Origin of the sequence: Cupriavidus sp. WGlv3, from assembly GCF_023952475.1 — a bacterium.
In the GTDB taxonomy this organism is placed as follows: domain Bacteria; phylum Pseudomonadota; class Gammaproteobacteria; order Burkholderiales; family Burkholderiaceae; genus Cupriavidus; species Cupriavidus phytorum.
Genome location: NZ_JALHRX010000004.1, coordinates 162719 through 181819, shown reverse-complemented (window position 1 = coordinate 181819; position 19101 = coordinate 162719). Strand labels below are relative to the sequence as shown.

Genomic DNA, 19101 nt, shown 5'->3' with positions numbered 1-19101 from the left:
ATCCAGGATCAGGTTCCGGAACGCCTGGACGGCTTCCGACCGGCTCCGGCACGAATGCCTGCCGCGATGAAGGTCACCAGGTATTCCGACTTGCGCAACACATCGCCGGCCTTGGCCTTGCCGCCGGAAATGCGTTCGATACGACTGTCGAACACGCTCATCACAAGAGACCCAACGGCAAACAGATAGGCCCAGTACGCATAGCCGGAAGTGTTGCCGGGCAGCGCCTTGCGGATCGCCTCGACGAATTCCATGGCAAAGGGGTCGAAGTAGTCGGCAACAATGCCACGCTCCGCTGCCTTCGGATCGGACGCCTCGCGCGCGACCAGCTTGGCGTAGGCAATACCGGCCTCGGTGTTCTGTATCCGCATGACCGGCTGCACGAAGGCCCGCACAAGATGCTCGACCGGATCCTCGCCGCTTCGGCAAGGCTCGCGCAGCGCCGCCAGCCTTGCCTCGAACAGGGTCTTGCGCCGTTCAAAGAGCGCGCGGTACAGGTTGCGCTTGGTCTCGAAGTGGTAAACGATCAACGGCAAGCCCACTTCCGCCGCCGCGGCGATATCCCGCATGGACACGCCGTCGAAGCCGCCTTCGGCAAAGAGGCGCTCGGCTGCATCCAGCACGCGTTCGCGCTTGCTCGCTTCCGCGATGGGCGGCGCCTGCACTGCCTTGCGTGCCCGGCCCTGCGTCGGCGCTGTCGATTTCCGCGCTGTCCTGCCTTCCATACTGCCTCCGCGATAAAGACGCGCCATTGTAGCCAACCTTGCTGTGGCCCTTGCCGGTCCGCGTTTACCCTAGTACAGCGCTGGACTGTACGAGCGTACAGTCCGCTCTGTCGATACACTGAACGCTCGTACAGTCAGTGTGTGTAGCAAGCGCCTCGTCGGCATCGGCCGGGAGATACCTGGACCGACCCTCGATGGCCGCCGAGCTCCGCGCCCCCCCCCCCCTTGTTTGCTGTTTCTCCGCAAAGGATCTGCCACCATGACACGCCGCTTCGTCGACCTCTCGATCTACCTCGAAAACGATGTCGTCTCCGACCCGCCCGGCTATGGCCCCCAGATCGAGTACCTGTCGCATCGTTCCACCGCCGAGCAGGTCACGGCGTTCTTCCCCGGGCTGAAGGCTGCCGATTTGCCGGATGGCGAGGGATGGGCGATCGAGCGCGTCCGGCTCAATACCCACAATGGCACGCACCTGGATGCGCCCTATCACTTCCACAGCACCATGAACGAGTCATTGGGGCAGCGCGAGCGCGCCATCACCATCGACGAGGTGCCGCTGGAGTGGTGCTTCCAGCCCGGCGTGAAGCTGGACTTCACCGGGTTCGACGACGGCTATGTGGTCACCGCCGGCGACGTCGAGGCCGAACTTGCCCGCATCGGGCACGCGCTCAGGCCACTGGAAATCGTGGTGGTCAATACCCGCGCGGGCAGCCGCTACGGCCACTCCGACTATGTCTCGAGCGGCTGTGGCATGGGCCTGGATGCGACCATGTACCTGCTCGAGCGCGGCGTGCGCCTGACCGGCACCGACGCATGGAGCTGGGATGCGCCGTTCGTGCACACGGCCGGCCGGTATGCCGCAACCAGGGATGCGTCGCTGATCTGGGAAGGACACAAGGCGGGGCGCAACATTGGCTATTGCCACCTGGAAAAGCTGCACAACCTGGAGAGCCTGCCGCCCGATGGCTTCTACATCTCCTGCTTCCCCCACAAGATCCGGGGCGCTTCGGCCGGGTGGACCCGCGCTGTCGCCATTTTCGACGATGCGCTGCATGCGGGCTGATACCACGATGGAACTGAACCACACCCATGATGCTTCGCGCAGAAGCTGGCTGGATTCCGCCAACGCCGCCGGCTGCGATTTTCCGCTGCAGAACCTGCCGCTCTGCATATTCCGGCGACATGGCAGCGCCGAAGCCTGGCGTGGCGGCGTGGCGATCGGCGACCAGATCGTCGACCTGGCTGCCTTGCACGGATCCGGCTGCCTGCGGGACCTTGCCGCGCAGGCGGCGCACGCCGCCGTGGCGCCGACCCTGAATGCACTGATGGAGCTCGGCCCGGGCGCGTGGCAAGCCTTGCGCCACGGACTTTTCGCGCTGCTGGCGGCAACCAGTCCGGATGCACCGCACGCACGCCGGACGCTGGTGCCGCAGGCCGCGGCCGAATTCGCGGTACCGGTACGGATCGGCGACTACACGGACTTCTATACTTCGCTCGACCATGCGGTGAACTGCAGCCGCCAGCTCGGCCTCGAGGTGACCCCCAACTTCGACTGGCTGCCGGTGGCCTATCACGGCAGGGTATCGTCCATCGGCGTCAGCGGCCAGCAGGTCTTTCGCCCGAGCGGGCAATACCGCCTGGATGCGGATGGCGTGCCCGCGTATGGTCCCTGCCAGCGGCTCGACTACGAACTGGAAGTGGGCGCCGTGATCGGCACCGGCAACGAACGTGGCAGGCCCATCCCGCTGGCCAACGCGCAGCAGCACATCTTCGGCCTGTGCCTGCTCAATGACTGGTCGGCGCGCGACATCCAGGCCTGGGAAATGCAACCGCTTGGGCCCTTCCTTGCCAAGAACTTCGCCACCACGTTGTCGCCCTGGCTGGTCACGCTGGAAGCCCTGCTGCCTTACCGTACGGCCTGGACGCGCGCGCCCGGGCGGCCACAGCCGCTCGACTACCTGCGCGCCGAAGACAACGCCGCCACCGGCGCTTTCGATATCCGGCTGGAGGTCTCCCTGCTCAGCGCGCGCCAGCTGGCACAGGGGCTGCAGCCGCGCACGCTGAGCCAGACCAGCTTCCGTCACCAGTACTGGACGCTCGGCCAGATGATTGCCCACCATACCAGCGGCGGCTGCAACCTGCAGCCAGGCGACCTGCTGGGCAGCGGCACGATCTCCGGGCCCACGCGTGGCGAGGCGGGCGCGCTGATCGAGCTGACAGCATCCGGGACGCAACCCGCAGACATCGGCCACGGCGAACAACGCGGCTTCCTCGAGGATGGCGATACCGTGGTGTTCCGCGGCTGGTGCGAGCGGGAGGGTTTCGTGCGGATCGGCTTCGGCGTCAACCACGGCACCGTGCTGCCGGCCCCGGTGCCCGACTGACGGTATCCGCAGCGTTGGACCAGGTTAATGGAACGGGTCGCAGCACCAGCATCGGCGCTGGCAGGCTGGACCGACGAGGAGACAGACATGCAGATCGATTGGGATGTCGAGATCACGATGGACGATGGCGTGGTGCTTCGCGCCGACGTCTATCGCCCGGACGAGGCCGGACGCTACCCTGCCTTGATGTCGTACGGACCCTATGGCAAGGGCCTGTCGTTCGCCGAGGGCTACCCCGCCCAGTGGCAGTCGCTGACGACCGAGCATCCGGAAATCCTGAGGGGCAGCAGCGGCAAATATGCGAACTGGGAAACCGCGGACCCGGAGCGATGGGTGCCATTTGGCTACGTCTGCATCCGCGTGGACTCGCGCGGCGCCGGCCGCTCGCCGGGCGTGATCGATTGCTTTTCCCCGCGCGAGGCGCAGGACTTCCACGATTGCATCGAATGGGCAGCACAGCAAGCGTGGAGCAACGGCAAGATCGGCCTTGCCGGTGTTTCCTACTACGGCGCCACCCAGTGGCTCGCGGCGGCCAGACGTCCGCCACACCTCGCCGCGATCTGCCCGTTCGAGGGCTTCTCCGACTACTATCGCGACGCCTGCCGGCATGGCGGCATCCTTAACACGTTCATGCTGAGCTGGTATCCGAAGCAGGTGGAAAACGTGCAGAACGGCCTGGGAAGCCGCGGACGGGTGAACGCCAACACCGGCGTGCCGATCTCCGGGCCGGCAGAGCTCAGTGACGAAGCGCTGCGCGCCAATCGCGTGGATATCAGCACCGCGCAGCTCAACGCCGAACTCATCACCGATCGCTACTTCGAAGGCCGCCGCGCAGACCTGGCTGCAATCGAGGTACCGGTGCTGTCCTGCGGCAACTGGGGCGGCCATGGCCTGCACCTGCGGGGCAACGTCCAGGGCTTCCTGCAGGCCGGGTCGAAACAGAAGTGGCTCGAGTTGCACGGCCGCGAGCATTGGACGGAGTTCTATACGGACTATGGCGTGGCGCTGCAGAAGCGGTTCTTCGACCATTTCCTGAAGGGCGAGGACAACGGCTGGGATCGGCAGCCGCCGATCACGATGCAGGTGCGCCACGTGGACCGCTTCCAGGAGCGCCATGAGCATGAGTGGCCACTGGCGCGCACCGCATGGACACCCATGTATCTCGATGCCGCCGACCATGGGCTGCGGCCGCAGCCCGCCGCGACGGCTTCGCAGCTCGCTTTTGACGGCCTGGCGGGCAAGGCCAGCTTCAGCACCGCGCCCTTCGAGCAAGACACCGAGGTGACCGGCCCGCTGGCTGCCACGCTGTGGATTTCCAGTACAGCCGCGGACGCCGACTTGTTCCTGACGGTGCGGGCTTTCGCACCGGACGGCAGCGAGCATCTGATCGTCGGGGCGGTCGAACCCAACGCACCGCTGGCGCAAGGCTGGCTCAGGGCATCGCACCGGAAGCTCGACCCGCAAGCGTCCACGCCGTACCAACCCGTGCATTCGCACCAGGAGGTGCAGTTGCTCGAGCCGAACCAGGTCTACGCGCTGGAGGTCGAGATCTGGCCCATGTGCTTCGTCTTCCCCAAGGGCTATCGGCTGGTGCTGACCGTCGGCGGTTCGGACTTCGAGCACGACCTGCCCGGGCCCTATCCCCAGATCTATGGCAAATCGATGCGCGGCTCATCGGTGCTGCTGCACGATCACGCCGAGGATCGGACGGCCGAACGATTCGCCGGCCAGACCACGGTTCATACCGGCGGCAAGTACGCGTCATTCCTGCTCCTGCCCGTCATTCCGCCGGCATGCTGAGGGAGACCCGACATGAGCACCACGCGTAGAAATTTTCTCGCCCGCGCCGCCGGCGCGGTGGCCGCGGCCGGTCTGCTGCCATGGCGCGCCGCCGTCGCGCAACCGGCGTGGCCTGCCAAGCCCGTCAAACTGATCAACATGGGGCCTCCGGGCTCCCCGCCGGATACGTACGCGCGGATCTACGCTGCCAGGCTTGCGCAAGCCCTTGGGGTTCCCGTCGTCGTCGACAACCGGCCCGGGGCAGGCGCGAACCTCGCGTCGGATGCCGTCGCCAAGGCGGCTCCGGACGGCTACACGCTGCTGTACACCGTATCGAGCGCGTTCACGATCAATCCGTTCCTCTATCGAAAACTGCCATTCGATCCGGACAAGGACCTCAGACCCGTGTCGCCGCTGCTGGCCCAGGGCTCCTTCATGGTGGTGAACAACGATCTTCCGGTGACGTCGCTGCACGAACTCGTCGCCTACGCCAGGTCCCGTCCCGGCCAACTCGCCTACGCATCGTATGGCATCGGGGGATTCGCCCATCTGATCATGGAACTGCTGTCGCAGGCGGCGCAGGTCCAGATGCTGCACGTGCCCTACAAGGCGGGAGCCATGACTGACCTCATCGCCGGACAAGTCCAGTTGCTGGTCGAGCCGGCGGCTGCCGCGATTCCGATGATCAGGGCGCGCAAGGTGCGGGCCATCGCCTTCACCGGGCCGAGGCGCCACGGCCAGTTCCCTGCGTTGCCGGCTGTCGCCGAAACCTACCCCGACGTCGCCAGCTTTGGCTGGCATGGCGTGTGGGCGCCTGCAGGCGTACACGGAGAAATCGTCCAGCGCCTCAACGCGGAACTGACGCGTATCACGGGTTCTCCCGAGGTCGCGACGAAGATCCGCGAGCTGGGTAGCGAACCACTCTCCGCCACCACGGAAGGGATGCAGGCCATGCTGCGGGCCGAGGCAAGGAAATGGAGCGCCCTGATCCGCGCAAAGCGCATCTCGCTGGACTGAGGTGATGGACATGCTCGAGCACGAGACCGGCGGCATCAGCACAACGGCGAGGCCGCCATCTCACGTCATATCCAAATTCTTCGAAAGGAGCCATCGTGCTTGAGTACTTTCCCGACAACTACGTCTGGAACCTGTCCGCGAACCTGGCTCTCTCCATGGGCGCGCACATCGGCGAGGTCGATGCCATTTGCCGCCAGCTCGTAGAAGCTTCCAGGCGCGGCGACGACGAGGGCACGGAGGCCTTCTTCCGGGCCTGGTGCGAACAGGCGGACCGGCTGGTCGACCTGGCAAGCGAGGACCTCGCCGCCAACCGCCGCCTGAGCGCCGGCGCCAAGCACTGCCGGGCCGCCGTCTACTACCTGACCGCCGAGCGCATGCAGCACCGCGACCATGCCCCACGCAAGCTTGCATACCGCAAGATGCTCGACAGCTTTGCGAAGTTCGTCGACCTGCATGACGAGAACTGCGAGCGGGTCGAGATCGCCTGCCAGGGCAAGGCGCTCGCCGGGCTGTTCGTCCGGGCATCGCGCCCGCACGGCGGCCCGTCGCCTTGCCTGGCGCTGTTCAATGGCCTCGACAGCACCAAGGAGATGATCTATGGCTGTGGCATCCAGCAGGCGCTGGCAAGGCGCGGCATATCGAGCATCGCCGTCGACCAGCCGGGCGTCGGCGAAGCGCTGCGCCTGCACGGGCTGACAGCCGTGGTCGAGGCCGAGACCTGGGCCGGTGCCGTGATGGACTATCTCGAAACGCGCGATGACGTCGACGCCGGCTCGACCGGCATCGCCGCCTGGTCGCTGGGCGGCTACTATGCGCCGCGTGCGGCGGCGCTGGAGAAGCGCTACAAGCTATGCGTCGCCTGGGGCGCCATCTACGACTGGGGTGAACTACAGCGCCGCCGGCTGGCCCGCGAAGGCGACCGGCCCGTTCCTCACTACTGGGATCACGTTCAGTGGGTCTGGGGCAAGAGTTCGATCGACGAGTTCATGGCGCTGGCCGCGCGGGTCACGCTGGAGCCGGTGATCGCGCAGATCACTGTGCCATTGCTGATCGTGCACGGCGCCAACGACCGCCAGATTCCGGTCGCGGACGCACGCCGCCAGTATGAAGGTGCCATCAACAGCCCGAAGCGGGAACTGAAGATCTTCACTTCGCGCGAGGGCGGCGTCGAGCACTGCAGCGCGGACAACCAGGCCAATGCCACGGACTACATCGCCGACTGGGTCGCCGAAACCTTCGCGGAGCTCGGTGCGCCGGCAACGCGCACATGAGGCGGCGCTCCAGCCACTTGCCTTTCGTTGTGCCGCTCCGAGGGGCATGTCTGCCCTGAAGGAGCGCCTGGCCGCGCGGCCGGAGGAAGGGGTCTACTTTTGCGGTGAATTCAAAAGTATTTGACCGATACGAGGCTTACTCAACAAATATAAACCGCGCAAACTTCGGTCTGTTGATGAACGCCCGGGACCCGCGGCCACGTAGCCGGCGGGCCGTGCCCTTCCTGATCGAGGTTCTCCAAATGAGTCTACTGTTCAAGCCCTTCACCCTGGGCGGGCGCCAGCTCGCCAACCGGATCGCCATGGCACCGCTGACCCGTTCCCGCAACCCGGACGGGGTGCCCAACGACCTCAATGCGCTCTATTACAGCCAGCGCGCCGACGCCGGACTGATCGTGACCGAAGGTACGGTGATCTCTCCCAGCGCGCAGGGTTTCCTGTTCAACCCTGGCCTTTACACGCCGCAGCAGGTGCAAGGCTGGCGCAAGGTCACGGACGCTGTCCATGCGAAGGGCGGCACCATCTTCACCCAGCTCTGGCATGTCGGCCGCGTCAGCCATGTGTCGATCCAGCCCGGCGGCATCCAGCCGGTCAGTGCCACCAGCCAGGTCGCGCAAGACACCAAGGCCTGGGGCTATACCGCCGACGGCACGCCGGGTGCGGTCGATGCCTCCGTGCCGCGCGCACTGACGACCGGCGAGGTCTATGGCGTGATCGCCGATTTTGCCGAGGCGGCGGCCAATGCGGTCGCGGCCGGCTTCGACGGGGTCGAGCTGCACGGCGCCAATGGCTACCTGATCGAGCAGTTCCTGAACCCCACCGTGAACGACCGCACCGATGAATTCCGCGGCGACACGCTGGCAAGCCGCACCCGTTTCGCACTGGCCGCCATCGATGCGGTGGCGGCGCGCATCGGTGCGCATCGCACCGCCATCCGGCTGTCTCCCTATGGCGGCCTCGGCGACATGGGCCACTACGCCGATCTCGAGGACACCTACCTCCATCTCGCCGACGAACTCTCGCGGCGCAATATTGCGTACGTGCACCTGATGGACCAGAGCACGCGCGGCAGCTCGGCCGTGCCGGATGATTTCCTCGCCAAATTCCGCCGCCGCTTCAAGGGCGTGCTGATCCTTGCTGGTGGCATGACGCGCGCGCGCGCCGAGAACTTGATCGCCGCTGGCCGCATCGACATGGCGGCATTCGGCGAGCCGTTCATTGCCAATCCCGACCTCGTCGCACGGCTGCAGAACGACTGGCCGCTGGCCGCGTCGAACCGCGCGCTCCACTACGGCGGCGGTGCCGAGGGCTACACCGACTATCCCGCCTACGACGGCCGGGCCGCGGCCTGATCGGGATGCCACGATGAAATCCAATACCGCACTGCTTGCGCTAGCCATCGGTGCCTTTGGCATCGGCACCACCGAGTTCGCGCCGATGGGCTTGCTCCCCGTGATCGCCGAAGGCGTCGATGTCAGCATCCCCACGGCAGGGATGCTGATCACCGCGTACGCGATTGGCGTGATGGTCGGCGCGCCGGTGATGACGCTGCTGTTCAGCCGCTTCGGCAAGCGCGCCGCACTGATGGCGCTGATGGCGATCTTCACCATCGGCAACCTGCTGTCGGCGCTCGCGCCGGGATACGCGACGCTGCTTGCCTCGCGCCTGGTCACCAGCCTGAACCACGGCGCCTTCTTCGGGCTCGGCGCCGTGGTAGCGGCAAGCGTGGTGCCGAAGGACAAGCAGGCCAGCGCCGTGGCCACCATGTTCATGGGGCTGACCATCGCCAATATCGGCGGCGTGCCGGCGGCAACCTGGATCGGGCAGCAGGTCGGCTGGCGCCTGGCGTTCGCCGGCACCGCCGTGCTGGGACTGGTCGCCATCGTCGCGCTCTGGCTGGCGCTGCCGCAAGGCGAGCGTGGCACGCCGCCGGATGTGCGCCGGGAACTGGCCGTGCTCACCCGTCCCAATGTGTTGCTGGCGCTGGCGACAACGGTGCTGGGCGCCGGAGCGATGTTCACGCTCTACACCTACATCGCGCCGGTGCTGGCCGAGCTCACTGGCGCTTCCGGCAGCTTTGTCACCTTCGCGCTGGTGCTGATCGGCGTGGGCTTCACCATCGGCAACCATGTGGGCGGCCGGCTTGCGGACTGGTCGCTCGATGGCGCGACCAGGATCGTGCTGTCGGCGCTGGCCGTCATCATGCTGGTGCTGCCTTTCGCCTTCGCCCACCACGTCACCGCGGCGCTTGGGCTGTTGCTGTGGGGCGCAGCGACCTTCGCCGTGGTGCCGCCGGTGCAGATGCGGGTGATGGAAGCCGCGGCGGAAGCGCCGGGACTGGCCTCGTCGATCAACGTCGGCGCCTTCAACCTCGGCAATGCCCTCGGCGCCGCGCTGGGCGGCGGGGTCATCAGCCTGGGGCTCGGCTATCGCGCCGTGCCCATCGCTGGCGGCCTGCTGGCCGCGGCGGGATTGCTGCTGGTCTGGCGCGGCAGGGCCAGCCGGCGTGCGCTTGCTGCTTCGTAAAGGCCGCTGCTCACAAGAGAAAACACACAGAAAAGACAACGCCCAAAAAAAACGCCGGCCATCCCCGATGGCCGGCACCAAGCTCACAGCAGATGGAGAAATGCGGCCCCGCCGCGCATCGCCGCCGCCGGACAGCGCGAGCGCGGGGCCAGCCTCAATTTGCATCAGCGCGATGGCGTCGCCTTCGTCCACCCGGACTCGTCCGTTCGGGGTATGCGGGGCGCCGGCGGGTGGCTCTAGTGTTTCCCTTCCCAATGACTTTGATGAAGGAGGAGACATGGCCAAGGCCGAGAATCTGGTGACGTCGATCCAGGTAGAAATCGAGGCGCCGGCAGCGCTGGTGTGGGAAGTGCTGACGGACTTTCCTCGCTACGGCGAATGGAACACGTTCTGTCCCGGGCTGGAGACCACCGGGCGCCTCGGCGACATGGTGCACATGCAGGTGCGCATTCCCGGCACCGACCAGGTGATCCCGGTCAACGAGTACCTGGTGGCGTGGGAACCGGAGCGGCTGCTGTCGTGGGAGCAGCGCCCGACCGACGACAACAAGGACGCCGCGCGGCGCGACCAGTACCTGGAAGCGATCGGCCCCGGACGCAGCCGCTACTTCACCACCGACCTGTTCCTGGGCCTGAATGCCGAGACCATCATGCGCGAGCACGGTGCCTGGGTGAAGCAGGGCTTCGACCAGGTGGCACGCGACGTCAAGGCGCGCGCAGAAGCGCTGCAAGCGCAGCGGCAGGCCAGCTGCAACTGAGCAAGCGGCGCGTGGCCGGCCCGGAGCCAGGGCCGGCCGATACTTACAGCGTTACTGCGGCGGGCGCTGGCTCAGCACCACCAGCGCCGCGGCGCCGCGGCTGCGCACGCAGGCGTCGTCGCAGCGCTCCAGGACGGCTTCGGCGGAGTGCAGTGTCACCGTCGGCCGATCGTCCTGGCCGGCATCCATCGCCAGCCCCCAGGCCACGCCCATGGCGGCGCCAGCCCCGACCAGGCCTGCCGCCCAACGAAATCCGAGCCGCTTCATCGCTGTCTCCTCCGCTTGCCCTGCTTTTTTCCGGGCTATGGAAAGCATCGTAGTCAGCGGCGGGCCGGAGCTCTTCGTCCGAGCAGACTAAGGGGTATCCCGCATCAGCGCGGGGCAGGAAGTGGCGTCGGATAGACAGGAAGCGCGCGCGGCGGACAGCGCCCGGCCCTGATACAGCCGGGCCAGCGCCGCGGCGCTGCCGGATAGCCCGGCCGGCGCCAGGTGCATGGCATGCGCGCCCAGCAGGCCCCACAGGTGCGCCACCAGCAGGCCGGCCAGGTCCGGGGTGGGCAACAGCATCGCGAACGTGACGCGCAGCGATTCGACACCGCGCAGCACGCGCTCGCGCAGCGGACACAGCTCGCAGGCCTCGCCGCACTTGTGCTGCAGCAGCGCGGCAATCAGGCTGACATGGCGCGCGAGTTCATCGCCGTGCAGGAAGGCCTGCAACGCCTGCGCCAATGCGTCAGGGCCGGCGCCACCCTGCGCCAGCGGCGCGAGCCGCGCGGCGAAGTCGGCTTCGGCGCAGGCCAGCAGCGCGCCCAGCAGTTCGGCGCGGGAACGGAAATGCCCGTAGACGGCGCCGCGCGTCATGCCGATGGCACGCGCCACGTCGTCGACGGTGACGCAGTGCAGGCCGCGGTCGCGGATCAGCTGCTGCGCGCTGGCGAGGATGCGCGCGCGCGTGACGGCGGCATCCTCGCGGGTGTGGCGGGCCATCGGCGCGGCGCGCTTAGACGAAATGGACGTCGTCCGGGCCCCAGTGGGCGCGCATGCTGCGGATGCGGCCGTCGTCGCCGAAGCTCATGATGTCGGTCACGTCGATGCGCGCCGGCCGCCCTTCCAGCCGCGCATGCACGGCGAAGGTCAGCGCCGCGGCGTTGCCGTGCGAGCCGCGCGGCGGCGCCACCACCTCCAGCCGCGCGCCCAGTGCGGTGGCGTGCTGGTAGAACGCGAGGATGGCGGGCTTGCCGGCGATGGGCTGCGCGCCGACGGGATCTTCCACGGTGGCGTCGTCGGCATAGAGCGCGGCAACGCCCTGCGCGTCGCCGGCATTGAAGCGCTCGACATAGGCGAGCAGCGTCGCTTTCATGGCGGCGCTGTCGGGATGGGCATTGGGTCCCTGGGACATGGGTTGCTCCTGGTGGTGGGTTTCAGCGTGCGGTGTAGCCGCCGTCGATCACCAGCTCGGCGCCGGTGACGTAGCGTCCGGCTTCAGACACCAGGTACAGGATGCCCGCGGCGATGTCGCGCGGCTGTCCCACCTTGCCCGCGGGCGTAAGGCCACCCAGGTAGTCGAACAGCCCTTCACCCTGCCCGGAAACCTGGGCCACGTGTTCCAGCATCGGCGTGCGGATAAAGCCGGGATGGATCGAATTGGCGCGGATGTTCTTGCCCGCGTACAGCAGCGCGTCGGTCTTGGCCATCATCCGCACCGCCGCCTTCGACGCGTGATACGGCGGCACGTCCGGCCCGCCGGCGATGCCGTACATCGACGACACGTTGACGATGGCGCCGCCGCCGGCGCGCTCCATGTGCGCGATGGCGTGCTTGGTGCACAGGAAGGTGCCGGTCACGTTCACCGCCATCACCTGCTGCCATTGCTCCAGCGCCAGTTCATGGGTGGGCGCATTGGGCCCTTCGATGCCGGCGTTGTTCACCAGGATGCCAAGGCCGCCGAAGCGCTCGGCGATCTCGGTGAATACGCGCGCCACCTCGTCTTCGCGGGTGACGTCGAGCTGCCAGAACGCGGCCTCGCCGCCGGCCGCGCAGATCGCTTCGGCGGTGGCCTTGCCGTCTGCTTCCAGCACGTCGAGCACGGCCACCCTGGCACCAGCGGCCGCGAGCATGCGCGCGGTCTCGGCGCCGATGCCGCGCGCGGCCCCGGTGATGGCCGCCACCTTGCCGCGCAGGCCGAACAGGTCATACGGGTATTCCATGATGTCTCCTTGGTATTTATCGTGTGGGCGGAGGCAATTATGCCGCGCCGCCCGGGGCGGTATCGGCCAGGAAGCCCAGGCATTCGCGGTTGAAATACGCCGCGTGCTCGACCATCACCCAGTGGCCGCAGCGGTTGATCATGACAAAGCGCGCATCGGCGCAGCCGCTCAGGAACTTCGCCGCGCCCGCGGCGGGATTGAACTGGTCCTCGGTGCCCCAGAAGCCCAGCACCGGGCAGCGGATCTCGCCCAGCCGCGCGGTCAGGTTGGGCACCTTCATGGTGGCCAGCACCTCGCGCGGCTGCTCGCGGCATACCGCCATGCGCTCTTCGACCAGCGCGTCGGTGACCAGGCTGGCGTCGTGCACCAGCAATTGCAGCAGCTGGCGCATGGTGTCAGGGTTCATGTGGCCGCCGGTGAACAGCGACACCATGCGCTGGATCCCCGCCATCTGGAAATAGGTTTCGCGCTCCTCCACGCCGCCGGGCGCCATCATCACCAGTCGGCTGACATGCTCGGGATAATCGAGCGCGTACTGCAGCGCGATCGCGCCGCCCAGCGAGTTGCCCACCAGCACGCAGCGCGGCAGTTCCAGCGCCAGCAGCTGCTCGCGCAGCGCGGCGACGAAGAAGTCCAGCGTGTATTCGACATCGTCCGGCTTGGACGACAACCCGTAGCCCGGCAGGTCCACCACCACGGTGCGGAAGCCCGCCGCGGCGAACGCCGGCACGTTGTGGCGGAAGTTGCTGTGCCCGCTCGCGCCCGGTCCGCTGCCGTGGATAAAGACCACCGGCTCGCCGGCGCCGGCATCCAGGCAGTGCAGGCGCAGGCCCGTGGCGGTGGTGACGAAGCGTCCCACCGGCAGGTTGGGGTGGAGCGAAGCTGGCTTGGTGGACGTGGACGGAGGTGTCGAGGACGTGTGCTGCGAGGTAGCGGACATGAGGGCGTCTCCCTTGGTTTGCCCAGCATCTTGCGCAGCGCCACCGCCCCGGGCATCGTTCATTCGGACTACGAGCCGCCGCGCCACTTCTCCTACGATGGGCGCTCCATGCAAAACGGGGCAAGCCCAATGACAGGATTCGATTACACCGGCCAGACCGTGCTGGTCACCGGCGGCATGCGCGGCATCGGCCGCGCCATCAGCGAGGCCTTCCTGCGCGCCGGCGCGCAGGTGTTCGTATGCGGCCGCACCGCGCCCGCCGACGACAGCGAACTGCCGGCCGCGGACGGCCGCAGCGCCCGCTTCATTGCCGCGGACATCCGCGACCTGGAACAGACCGACGCCATGCTGGCGCAGATCGCGCAGGTCAGCCCGACCCTGGACGTGGTGGTCCACAACGCCGGCGGCGCGCCGTTCGCGCTGGTCGCCGACGCCTCGCCGCGGCTGCTCGAGTCGGTGATCCGGCTCAACCTGGTGGCGCCGCTGCAGCTGGCCCAGCGCTGCAATGCGCGCATGCAGCAGCAGGCGGGCGGCGGCACCCAGCTGTTCGTCGGCAGCGTCAGTGCGCTGCGCCCGTCGCCAGGCACCGCCGCCTACGGCGCCGCCAAGGCCGGCATCCTCAATGCGGTGCGCACGCTCGCGGTGGAATGGGCGCCGCGCGTGCGCGTGGCCGCGGTCAGCCCGGGCATGGTGCTGACCGATACCTCGCAGCAGCAGCACTACGGCGATCCGGCGGCGTTGCGCAGCATGGCGGCGACGGTGCCGCTGGGCCGGCTGGCGCTGCCGGAAGACATCGCCGCCGCCTGCCTGTTCCTGGCGTCGCCGCAGGCTTCGTACGTGAGCGGCGCCAATCTCGTCATCGATGGCGGCGGCGAACGGCCGGCCTTTCTCGACGCGGCCTCGATCAATCGCACCTGAGTCGCACCTGAGTCGCACCTGAGCCGCTGCCCGTAGGGTAAGCGCCTAGTCCGTTCTGCCGATTTGTGCATGGCTCCCCCTCTCTACGCTTCTCGTCCAGGCGAGCGCCGATCGAAGTGCCAGGCAATGAACCAACACCGATTCCACGGGGAGACCACCATGTACCAACCACCACGCGGGCCACAGCAGCGCCGCAACCGGCTGCGGCCCATCGCCGCAGCAGCGGCCCTGACGGCGCTGGCCGCGCTCCTTGCGCAGCCCGTGCAAGCCGGCGACACCATCGACTTCGGCAACGACACCACGCTCGACTACAGCGTCACCGCGTCCTACGGCGCGGCGCTGCGCACCGGCCGCCAGAGCGACGCGCTGCTGAGCCCGGCCAATATCAACGGCGACGACGGCGACCGCAACTTCAAGCGCGGCGACATGACCGCGAACCGCGTCTCGCTGCTGGGCGAAGCGCACCTGAAGCGCGGCGAATTCGGTGCGCTGCTGCGCGGCAGCGTGTTTTACGACTGGGCCTACAGCGGCACCAACTCCAACAACGCGCCGTTCACGGTCAACCACAGCGGGCCGTTCAACCAGTTCACCGAGTCGGCGAAGGACTACCACGAGCACCGCGCACAGCTGCTCGACGCCTATGTCTACGGCGCCACGCCGATCGGCGGCACACAGCTGAGCTTCAAGCTGGGCAACCAGGTGGTGGCCTGGGGCGAGAGCCTGTTCTTCGCCAACATCGCCGGCGCGCAAGGGCCCGCAGATGCGACCAAGGCCTTCGTGCCCGGCGCCGAGGTCAAGGACATCCTGCTGCCGGTGCCACAGGCCTCGCTGCAGCTGCAGGTGACGCCAACGTTCAGCCTGATGGGCTACTACCAGTTCACCTACAAGCCGAACCAGATGTTCGCCCCGGGCAGCTATTTCAGCACCACAGACGTGGTCGGGCCCGGCGCCGAGTTCATCATCGGGCCTGGCTTCAACATCCCGCGCGGCCCGGATATCCGCCCGTCCGACTGGGGCCAATGGGGTGTCGGTGCCCGCTTCCGCGTGTTCGAGGACACCGAGATCGGCATCTACCAGTTGCGCTACCACGACAAGAACCCGAGCGTGGTCACCGCGCTGTTCCCCACGCTGCAGTACCAGCAGAAGTTCTACGGCGGCATCAACCTGACCGGCGCCAGCTTCTCGACGCAGCTGCTCGGCGCCAACGTCGCCGGTGAAGTCAGCTACAAGGACGGCATACCGATGCTGGTGGACGTGGCGGGGTCGCCCACCGCCTCGCGCGGCAAGGCGCTGCAGGGCAACCTGTCCGCGATCTATTCGGTGGGCCCGTCCTTCCTCGCCGATTCGCAGTCGCTGCTGGGCGAAGTCTCGTACCTGCACGTGCTGGACGTGGATCCGGTCATGGGCTTCAGCAAGCTGTCGAACACGCGCAACTCGGCGGCGTTCCAGGTGGGCTGGTCGCTGACCTACAACAACGTGTTCGACGGCTGGGACGTCACCGTGCCGCTGACCTATGCGCAGCAGTTCAGCGGCAGGTCGGCGGTGGCCGGCGCCTTCGGCACGCTGATGGGCTATAGCGACAAGCGCGCCAGCGTCGGGCTGACCTTCAAGTACCTGAACAATCTTGAGCTCAACCTGACCTACGCCGCGTTTATCGGCGGCGCCAACATCGTCAACCGCCCGCTGGCGGACCGCGACTACGTGGCCTTCAACGCCAAGTATTCGTTCTGACCCTCGTCCCGGTCCGCGCCGCCTGCATGGCCGCGCGGACCGCCCTCTTTTCCGCCATGAATGCCGACCTGATCACCACGCTCAGCAACGAACTCCACCAGGCGCTGGTCACGCGCACGCCGGTGCCGCCGCTCAGCGGCCGCGGCCTGGCGCTGGATGTCAACGCCGCCTACCGCATCCAGCAGGGCTTTGTCGCCCACCGGCTGGCGGCCGGCGACCGCGTCACCGGCAAGAAGATCGGCGTGACCAGCGCCGCCGTGCAGCAGATGCTGGACGTGCACCAGCCCGACTTCGGCATCCTGCTGCAGAGCATGCACTACGCCGCCGGCCAGCCCATTCCCACCGCTTCGCTGATCCAGCCGCGCGCCGAGGGCGAGATCGCCTTCTTCCTGCGGCGCGACCTGCGCGGCCCGGGCGTGACGCGCGACGACGTGCTCGACGCCACCGAGGCGGTGGCGGCCTGCTTCGAGATCGTCGATTCGCGCATCCGCGACTGGCGCATCCGCATCGAGGACACCGTTGCCGACAACGCCTCGTGCGGCGTCTATGTGCTCGGCGACGAGCGCGTGAGCCCGCATGCGCTGGACCTGGCCGCGTGCGCGATGACGCTCGACAAGAACGGCGAATGCGTCGCCACCGGCCTGGGCAGCGCCGCGCTGGGCCACCCCGCCGACGCGGTGGCGTGGCTGGCCAACACCCTGGGCAGCTACGGCATTCCCCTGCTCGCCGGCGAGACCATCCTGTCGGGCTCGCTGGCGGCGCTGATTCCCGTGCAGGCCGGCGACCGCCTGTCCATGCATATCACCGGCATCGGCGGCTGCGCCGCCGTGTTCTCCTGACTGTCTGACCTTGCGATCCCAAACACCATGAACAAGATCCGATGCGCCCTGATCGGTCCCGGCAATATCGGCACCGACCTGCTCTACAAGCTGCGCCGCAGCGACATCCTGGAACCGGTCTGGATGGTCGGCGTGGAGCCCACCTCCGAAGGCCTGGCGCGCGCGCGCGAGCTGGGGCTGAAGACCACCAGCGACGGCATCGACGGCCTGCTGCCGCACCTGGAGGCCGACGATATCCGCATCGCCTTCGATGCCACCTCGGCCTACGTCCACGCCGAGCACTCGGCCAGGCTGACCGCGCGCGGCGTGCGCGTGATCGACCTGACGCCGGCGGCGATCGGGCCGTTCTGCGTGCCGCCGGTCAACCTCGAGGCCCATATCGGCAGCAACGAGATGAACGTCAACATGGTCACCTGCGGCGGGCAGGCCACCATCCCGATGGTGTATGCGGTATCGCGCGTGCAGCCGGTGGCGTATGGCGAGATCGTGGCGACGGTGTCGTCGCGCTCGGTCGGGCCCGGCACGCGCCGCAATATCGACGAGTTCACGCGCACCACCGCGGGCGCGATCGAGGCCGTGGGCGGCGCGCGCCAGGGCAAGGCCATCATCGTGATCAATCCGGCCGAGCCGCCGCTGATCATGCGCGACACCATCCACTGCCTGACCGAAGACGCCCCCGACGTTGCCGCGATCACTGCGTCGGTGCACAACATGATTGCCGAGGTGCGCAAGTACGTGCCCGGCTACACGTTAAAGAACGGCCCGGTGTTCGACGGCAAGCGCGTCTCGATCTTCCTGGAGGTCGAAGGCCTGGGCGACTACCTGCCCAAGTACGCCGGCAACCTAGACATCATGACCGCCTCGGCCGCCAGGACCGCCGAACGCATCGCCGCCGCCATGCGCGCCGGCAGCCCTGAAACCGCCACTGCCTGAGGAGCCCGGCCATGGCCCAACGCATTACCCTGCACGACATGACGCTGCGCGACGGCATGCATCCGAAGCGCCACCAGATCTCGCTGGAGCAGATGAAAAGCATCGCCCGCGGGCTAGACGCCGCCGGCGTGCCGCTGATCGAAGTCACCCACGGCGATGGCCTGGGCGGCGCATCGGTCAACTACGGCTTCCCTGCACACAGCGACGAGGAATACCTGCGCGCGGTGCTGGGCGAGCTGAAACAGGCGCGCGTGTCGGCGCTGCTGCTGCCCGGCATCGGCACCCTCGACCACCTGCGCATGGCGCACGAGATCGGCGTGCAGACCATCCGCGTGGCCACGCACTGCACCGAGGCCGATGTCTCGGAGCAGCATATCGGCATGGCGCGCAAGCTCGGCATGGATACCGTCGGCTTCCTGATGATGGCGCACATGGCGCCGGTGCAGACGCTGGTGCAGCAGGCGCTGCTGATGGAAAGCTACGGCGCCAACTGCCTGTACATCACCGACTCCGCCGGCCACATGCTGCCGCACGACGTCACCGAGAAGCTCACCGCGGTGCGGCAGGCGCTGCGCCCGGAGACCGAGCTGGGCTTCCACGGCCACCACAACCTGGCCATGGGCGTGGCCAATTCGCTCGCCGCGATCGCGTGCGGCGCGACCCGCATCGACGCGGCCGCCGCAGGCCTGGGCGCGGGCGCCGGCAATACCCCGATGGAAGTGCTGGTGGCCGTGTGCGAACGCATGGGCATCGAGACCGGCGTCGACGTCTTCCGCATTGCCGACGTGGCCGAAGACCTGGTGGTGCCGATCATGGACCACCCCATCCGCATCGACCGCGACGCGCTCACGCTGGGCTATGCCGGCGTGTATTCGTCGTTCCTGCTGTTTGCCAAGCGCGCCGAGGCCAAGTACCGCATCCCCGCGCGCGAGATCCTGGTGGAGCTCGGCCGGCAGCGGCTGGTGGGCGGCCAGGAAGACATGATCGAGGACACCGCGATCACGCTGGCGCGTGCGCGCGGCCTGCCCGTCGCGTAAGGACGCTTTCGATCCGGCCCGGTACGCCGGGCACTGC

At 67.8% G+C, this 19101-nt stretch carries 19 protein-coding genes; 13 read left to right on the top strand and 6 right to left on the bottom strand.

The window, feature by feature from the left end:
* Window positions 1-8: 8 nt before the first annotated feature.
* Window positions 9-725 (bottom strand): TetR/AcrR family transcriptional regulator, encoded by a 717-nt coding sequence (locus tag MKD38_RS09770; RefSeq protein WP_252676301.1) that lies wholly within the window; start codon window positions 723-725, stop codon window positions 9-11.
* Between the two features lie 259 nt (window positions 726-984).
* Between MKD38_RS09770 and MKD38_RS09765 the strand changes: the two genes are divergently transcribed.
* From MKD38_RS09765 to MKD38_RS09730, 8 genes are all read left to right on the top strand, one after another.
* Window positions 985-1788: a cyclase family protein gene (locus MKD38_RS09765; RefSeq protein WP_252676299.1), complete on the top strand. Its 804-nt coding sequence runs from the start codon at window positions 985-987 to the stop codon at window positions 1786-1788.
* Window positions 1789-1795: 7 nt separating this feature from the next.
* Complete coding sequence (gene fahA, locus MKD38_RS09760) at window positions 1796-3109, top strand: fumarylacetoacetase (protein ID WP_252676297.1); 1314 nt, start codon at window positions 1796-1798, stop codon at window positions 3107-3109.
* An 87-nt stretch (window positions 3110-3196) separates the two neighbouring features.
* Window positions 3197-4909 carry a CocE/NonD family hydrolase gene (locus tag MKD38_RS09755; protein WP_252676295.1) on the top strand — a complete coding sequence of 571 codons (1713 nt, stop codon included), beginning with the start codon at window positions 3197-3199 and terminating at the stop codon, window positions 4907-4909.
* Between the two features lie 12 nt (window positions 4910-4921).
* Window positions 4922-5905, top strand: a complete 984-nt coding sequence (locus MKD38_RS09750) for a Bug family tripartite tricarboxylate transporter substrate binding protein (RefSeq protein WP_252676293.1) — start codon at window positions 4922-4924, stop codon at window positions 5903-5905.
* A gap of 95 nt (window positions 5906-6000) precedes the next feature.
* Entirely contained in the window at window positions 6001-7176 is a 1176-nt protein-coding gene (locus MKD38_RS09745; protein WP_252676291.1) for an alpha/beta hydrolase family protein, read from the top strand.
* 242 nt (window positions 7177-7418) lie between these two features.
* Window positions 7419-8528 (top strand): alkene reductase, encoded by a 1110-nt coding sequence (locus MKD38_RS09740; RefSeq protein ID WP_252676289.1) that lies wholly within the window; start codon window positions 7419-7421, stop codon window positions 8526-8528.
* 13 nt (window positions 8529-8541) lie between these two features.
* A complete protein-coding gene (locus MKD38_RS09735) occupies window positions 8542-9702 on the top strand; it encodes an MFS transporter (RefSeq protein WP_111520080.1) in 1161 nt (386 codons plus the stop codon).
* A 277-nt stretch (window positions 9703-9979) separates the two neighbouring features.
* Window positions 9980-10459: an SRPBCC domain-containing protein gene (locus MKD38_RS09730; protein WP_252676287.1), complete on the top strand. Its 480-nt coding sequence runs from the start codon at window positions 9980-9982 to the stop codon at window positions 10457-10459.
* A gap of 51 nt (window positions 10460-10510) precedes the next feature.
* Here the strand turns inward: MKD38_RS09730 and MKD38_RS09725 are convergent, their stop codons facing one another.
* The 5 genes from MKD38_RS09725 to MKD38_RS09705 form a co-directional block, all read right to left on the bottom strand.
* Window positions 10511-10726 (bottom strand): hypothetical protein, encoded by a 216-nt coding sequence (locus MKD38_RS09725; protein ID WP_018005122.1) that lies wholly within the window; start codon window positions 10724-10726, stop codon window positions 10511-10513.
* 87 nt (window positions 10727-10813) lie between these two features.
* A complete protein-coding gene (locus MKD38_RS09720) occupies window positions 10814-11446 on the bottom strand; it encodes a TetR/AcrR family transcriptional regulator (protein ID WP_252676285.1) in 633 nt (210 codons plus the stop codon).
* Window positions 11447-11459: 13 nt separating this feature from the next.
* The gene (locus tag MKD38_RS09715; RefSeq protein WP_252676283.1) at window positions 11460-11858 is read right to left on the bottom strand and encodes a nuclear transport factor 2 family protein; all 399 of its coding nucleotides are present in this window, start codon (window positions 11856-11858) and stop codon (window positions 11460-11462) included.
* A gap of 22 nt (window positions 11859-11880) precedes the next feature.
* Window positions 11881-12666, bottom strand: coding sequence for an SDR family NAD(P)-dependent oxidoreductase (locus tag MKD38_RS09710; protein ID WP_252676281.1), 786 nt, complete (start codon window positions 12664-12666; stop codon window positions 11881-11883).
* A 37-nt stretch (window positions 12667-12703) separates the two neighbouring features.
* Window positions 12704-13606 (bottom strand): alpha/beta fold hydrolase, encoded by a 903-nt coding sequence (locus tag MKD38_RS09705; protein ID WP_252676279.1) that lies wholly within the window; start codon window positions 13604-13606, stop codon window positions 12704-12706.
* A gap of 129 nt (window positions 13607-13735) precedes the next feature.
* Between MKD38_RS09705 and MKD38_RS09700 the strand changes: the two genes are divergently transcribed.
* The 5 genes from MKD38_RS09700 to dmpG all read left to right on the top strand — a co-directional run bounded on the left by MKD38_RS09700 (window position 13736) and on the right by dmpG (window position 19064).
* Complete coding sequence (locus MKD38_RS09700) at window positions 13736-14524, top strand: SDR family oxidoreductase (protein ID WP_252676277.1); 789 nt, start codon at window positions 13736-13738, stop codon at window positions 14522-14524.
* Window positions 14525-14683: 159 nt separating this feature from the next.
* Window positions 14684-16255, top strand: coding sequence for a DUF1302 domain-containing protein (locus tag MKD38_RS09695; protein WP_252676275.1), 1572 nt, complete (start codon window positions 14684-14686; stop codon window positions 16253-16255).
* A 56-nt stretch (window positions 16256-16311) separates the two neighbouring features.
* Window positions 16312-17094, top strand: a complete 783-nt coding sequence (gene dmpE, locus MKD38_RS09690) for a 2-oxopent-4-enoate hydratase (RefSeq protein WP_252676716.1) — start codon at window positions 16312-16314, stop codon at window positions 17092-17094.
* Window positions 17095-17121: 27 nt separating this feature from the next.
* Window positions 17122-18027, top strand: coding sequence for an acetaldehyde dehydrogenase (acetylating) (locus MKD38_RS09685; protein ID WP_252676273.1), 906 nt, complete (start codon window positions 17122-17124; stop codon window positions 18025-18027).
* An 11-nt stretch (window positions 18028-18038) separates the two neighbouring features.
* Window positions 18039-19064 (top strand): 4-hydroxy-2-oxovalerate aldolase, encoded by a 1026-nt coding sequence (gene dmpG, locus MKD38_RS09680; RefSeq protein WP_252676271.1) that lies wholly within the window; start codon window positions 18039-18041, stop codon window positions 19062-19064.
* Window positions 19065-19101: the final 37 nt, after the last annotated feature.

Excerpts from the sequence above, each read along its gene's own strand:
- MKD38_RS09770 (WP_252676301.1), bottom strand. The coding sequence starts at position 725 with ATGGAAGGCAGGACAGCGCGGAAATCGACAGCGCCGACGCAGGGCCGG.
- MKD38_RS09765 (WP_252676299.1), top strand. The coding sequence starts at position 985 with ATGACACGCCGCTTCGTCGACCTCTCGATCTACCTCGAAAACGATGTC.
- fahA (WP_252676297.1), top strand. The coding sequence starts at position 1,796 with ATGGAACTGAACCACACCCATGATGCTTCGCGCAGAAGCTGGCTGGAT.
- MKD38_RS09755 (WP_252676295.1), top strand. The coding sequence starts at position 3,197 with ATGCAGATCGATTGGGATGTCGAGATCACGATGGACGATGGCGTGGTG.
- MKD38_RS09750 (WP_252676293.1), top strand. The coding sequence starts at position 4,922 with ATGAGCACCACGCGTAGAAATTTTCTCGCCCGCGCCGCCGGCGCGGTG.
- MKD38_RS09740 (WP_252676289.1), top strand. The coding sequence starts at position 7,419 with ATGAGTCTACTGTTCAAGCCCTTCACCCTGGGCGGGCGCCAGCTCGCC.
- MKD38_RS09735 (WP_111520080.1), top strand. The coding sequence starts at position 8,542 with ATGAAATCCAATACCGCACTGCTTGCGCTAGCCATCGGTGCCTTTGGC.
- MKD38_RS09730 (WP_252676287.1), top strand. The coding sequence starts at position 9,980 with ATGGCCAAGGCCGAGAATCTGGTGACGTCGATCCAGGTAGAAATCGAG.
- MKD38_RS09725 (WP_018005122.1), bottom strand. The coding sequence starts at position 10,726 with ATGAAGCGGCTCGGATTTCGTTGGGCGGCAGGCCTGGTCGGGGCTGGC.
- MKD38_RS09720 (WP_252676285.1), bottom strand. The coding sequence starts at position 11,446 with ATGGCCCGCCACACCCGCGAGGATGCCGCCGTCACGCGCGCGCGCATC.
- MKD38_RS09715 (WP_252676283.1), bottom strand. The coding sequence starts at position 11,858 with ATGTCCCAGGGACCCAATGCCCATCCCGACAGCGCCGCCATGAAAGCG.
- MKD38_RS09710 (WP_252676281.1), bottom strand. The coding sequence starts at position 12,666 with ATGGAATACCCGTATGACCTGTTCGGCCTGCGCGGCAAGGTGGCGGCC.
- MKD38_RS09705 (WP_252676279.1), bottom strand. The coding sequence starts at position 13,606 with ATGTCCGCTACCTCGCAGCACACGTCCTCGACACCTCCGTCCACGTCC.
- MKD38_RS09700 (WP_252676277.1), top strand. The coding sequence starts at position 13,736 with ATGACAGGATTCGATTACACCGGCCAGACCGTGCTGGTCACCGGCGGC.
- MKD38_RS09695 (WP_252676275.1), top strand. The coding sequence starts at position 14,684 with ATGTACCAACCACCACGCGGGCCACAGCAGCGCCGCAACCGGCTGCGG.
- dmpE (WP_252676716.1), top strand. The coding sequence starts at position 16,312 with ATGAATGCCGACCTGATCACCACGCTCAGCAACGAACTCCACCAGGCG.
- MKD38_RS09685 (WP_252676273.1), top strand. The coding sequence starts at position 17,122 with ATGAACAAGATCCGATGCGCCCTGATCGGTCCCGGCAATATCGGCACC.
- dmpG (WP_252676271.1), top strand. The coding sequence starts at position 18,039 with ATGGCCCAACGCATTACCCTGCACGACATGACGCTGCGCGACGGCATG.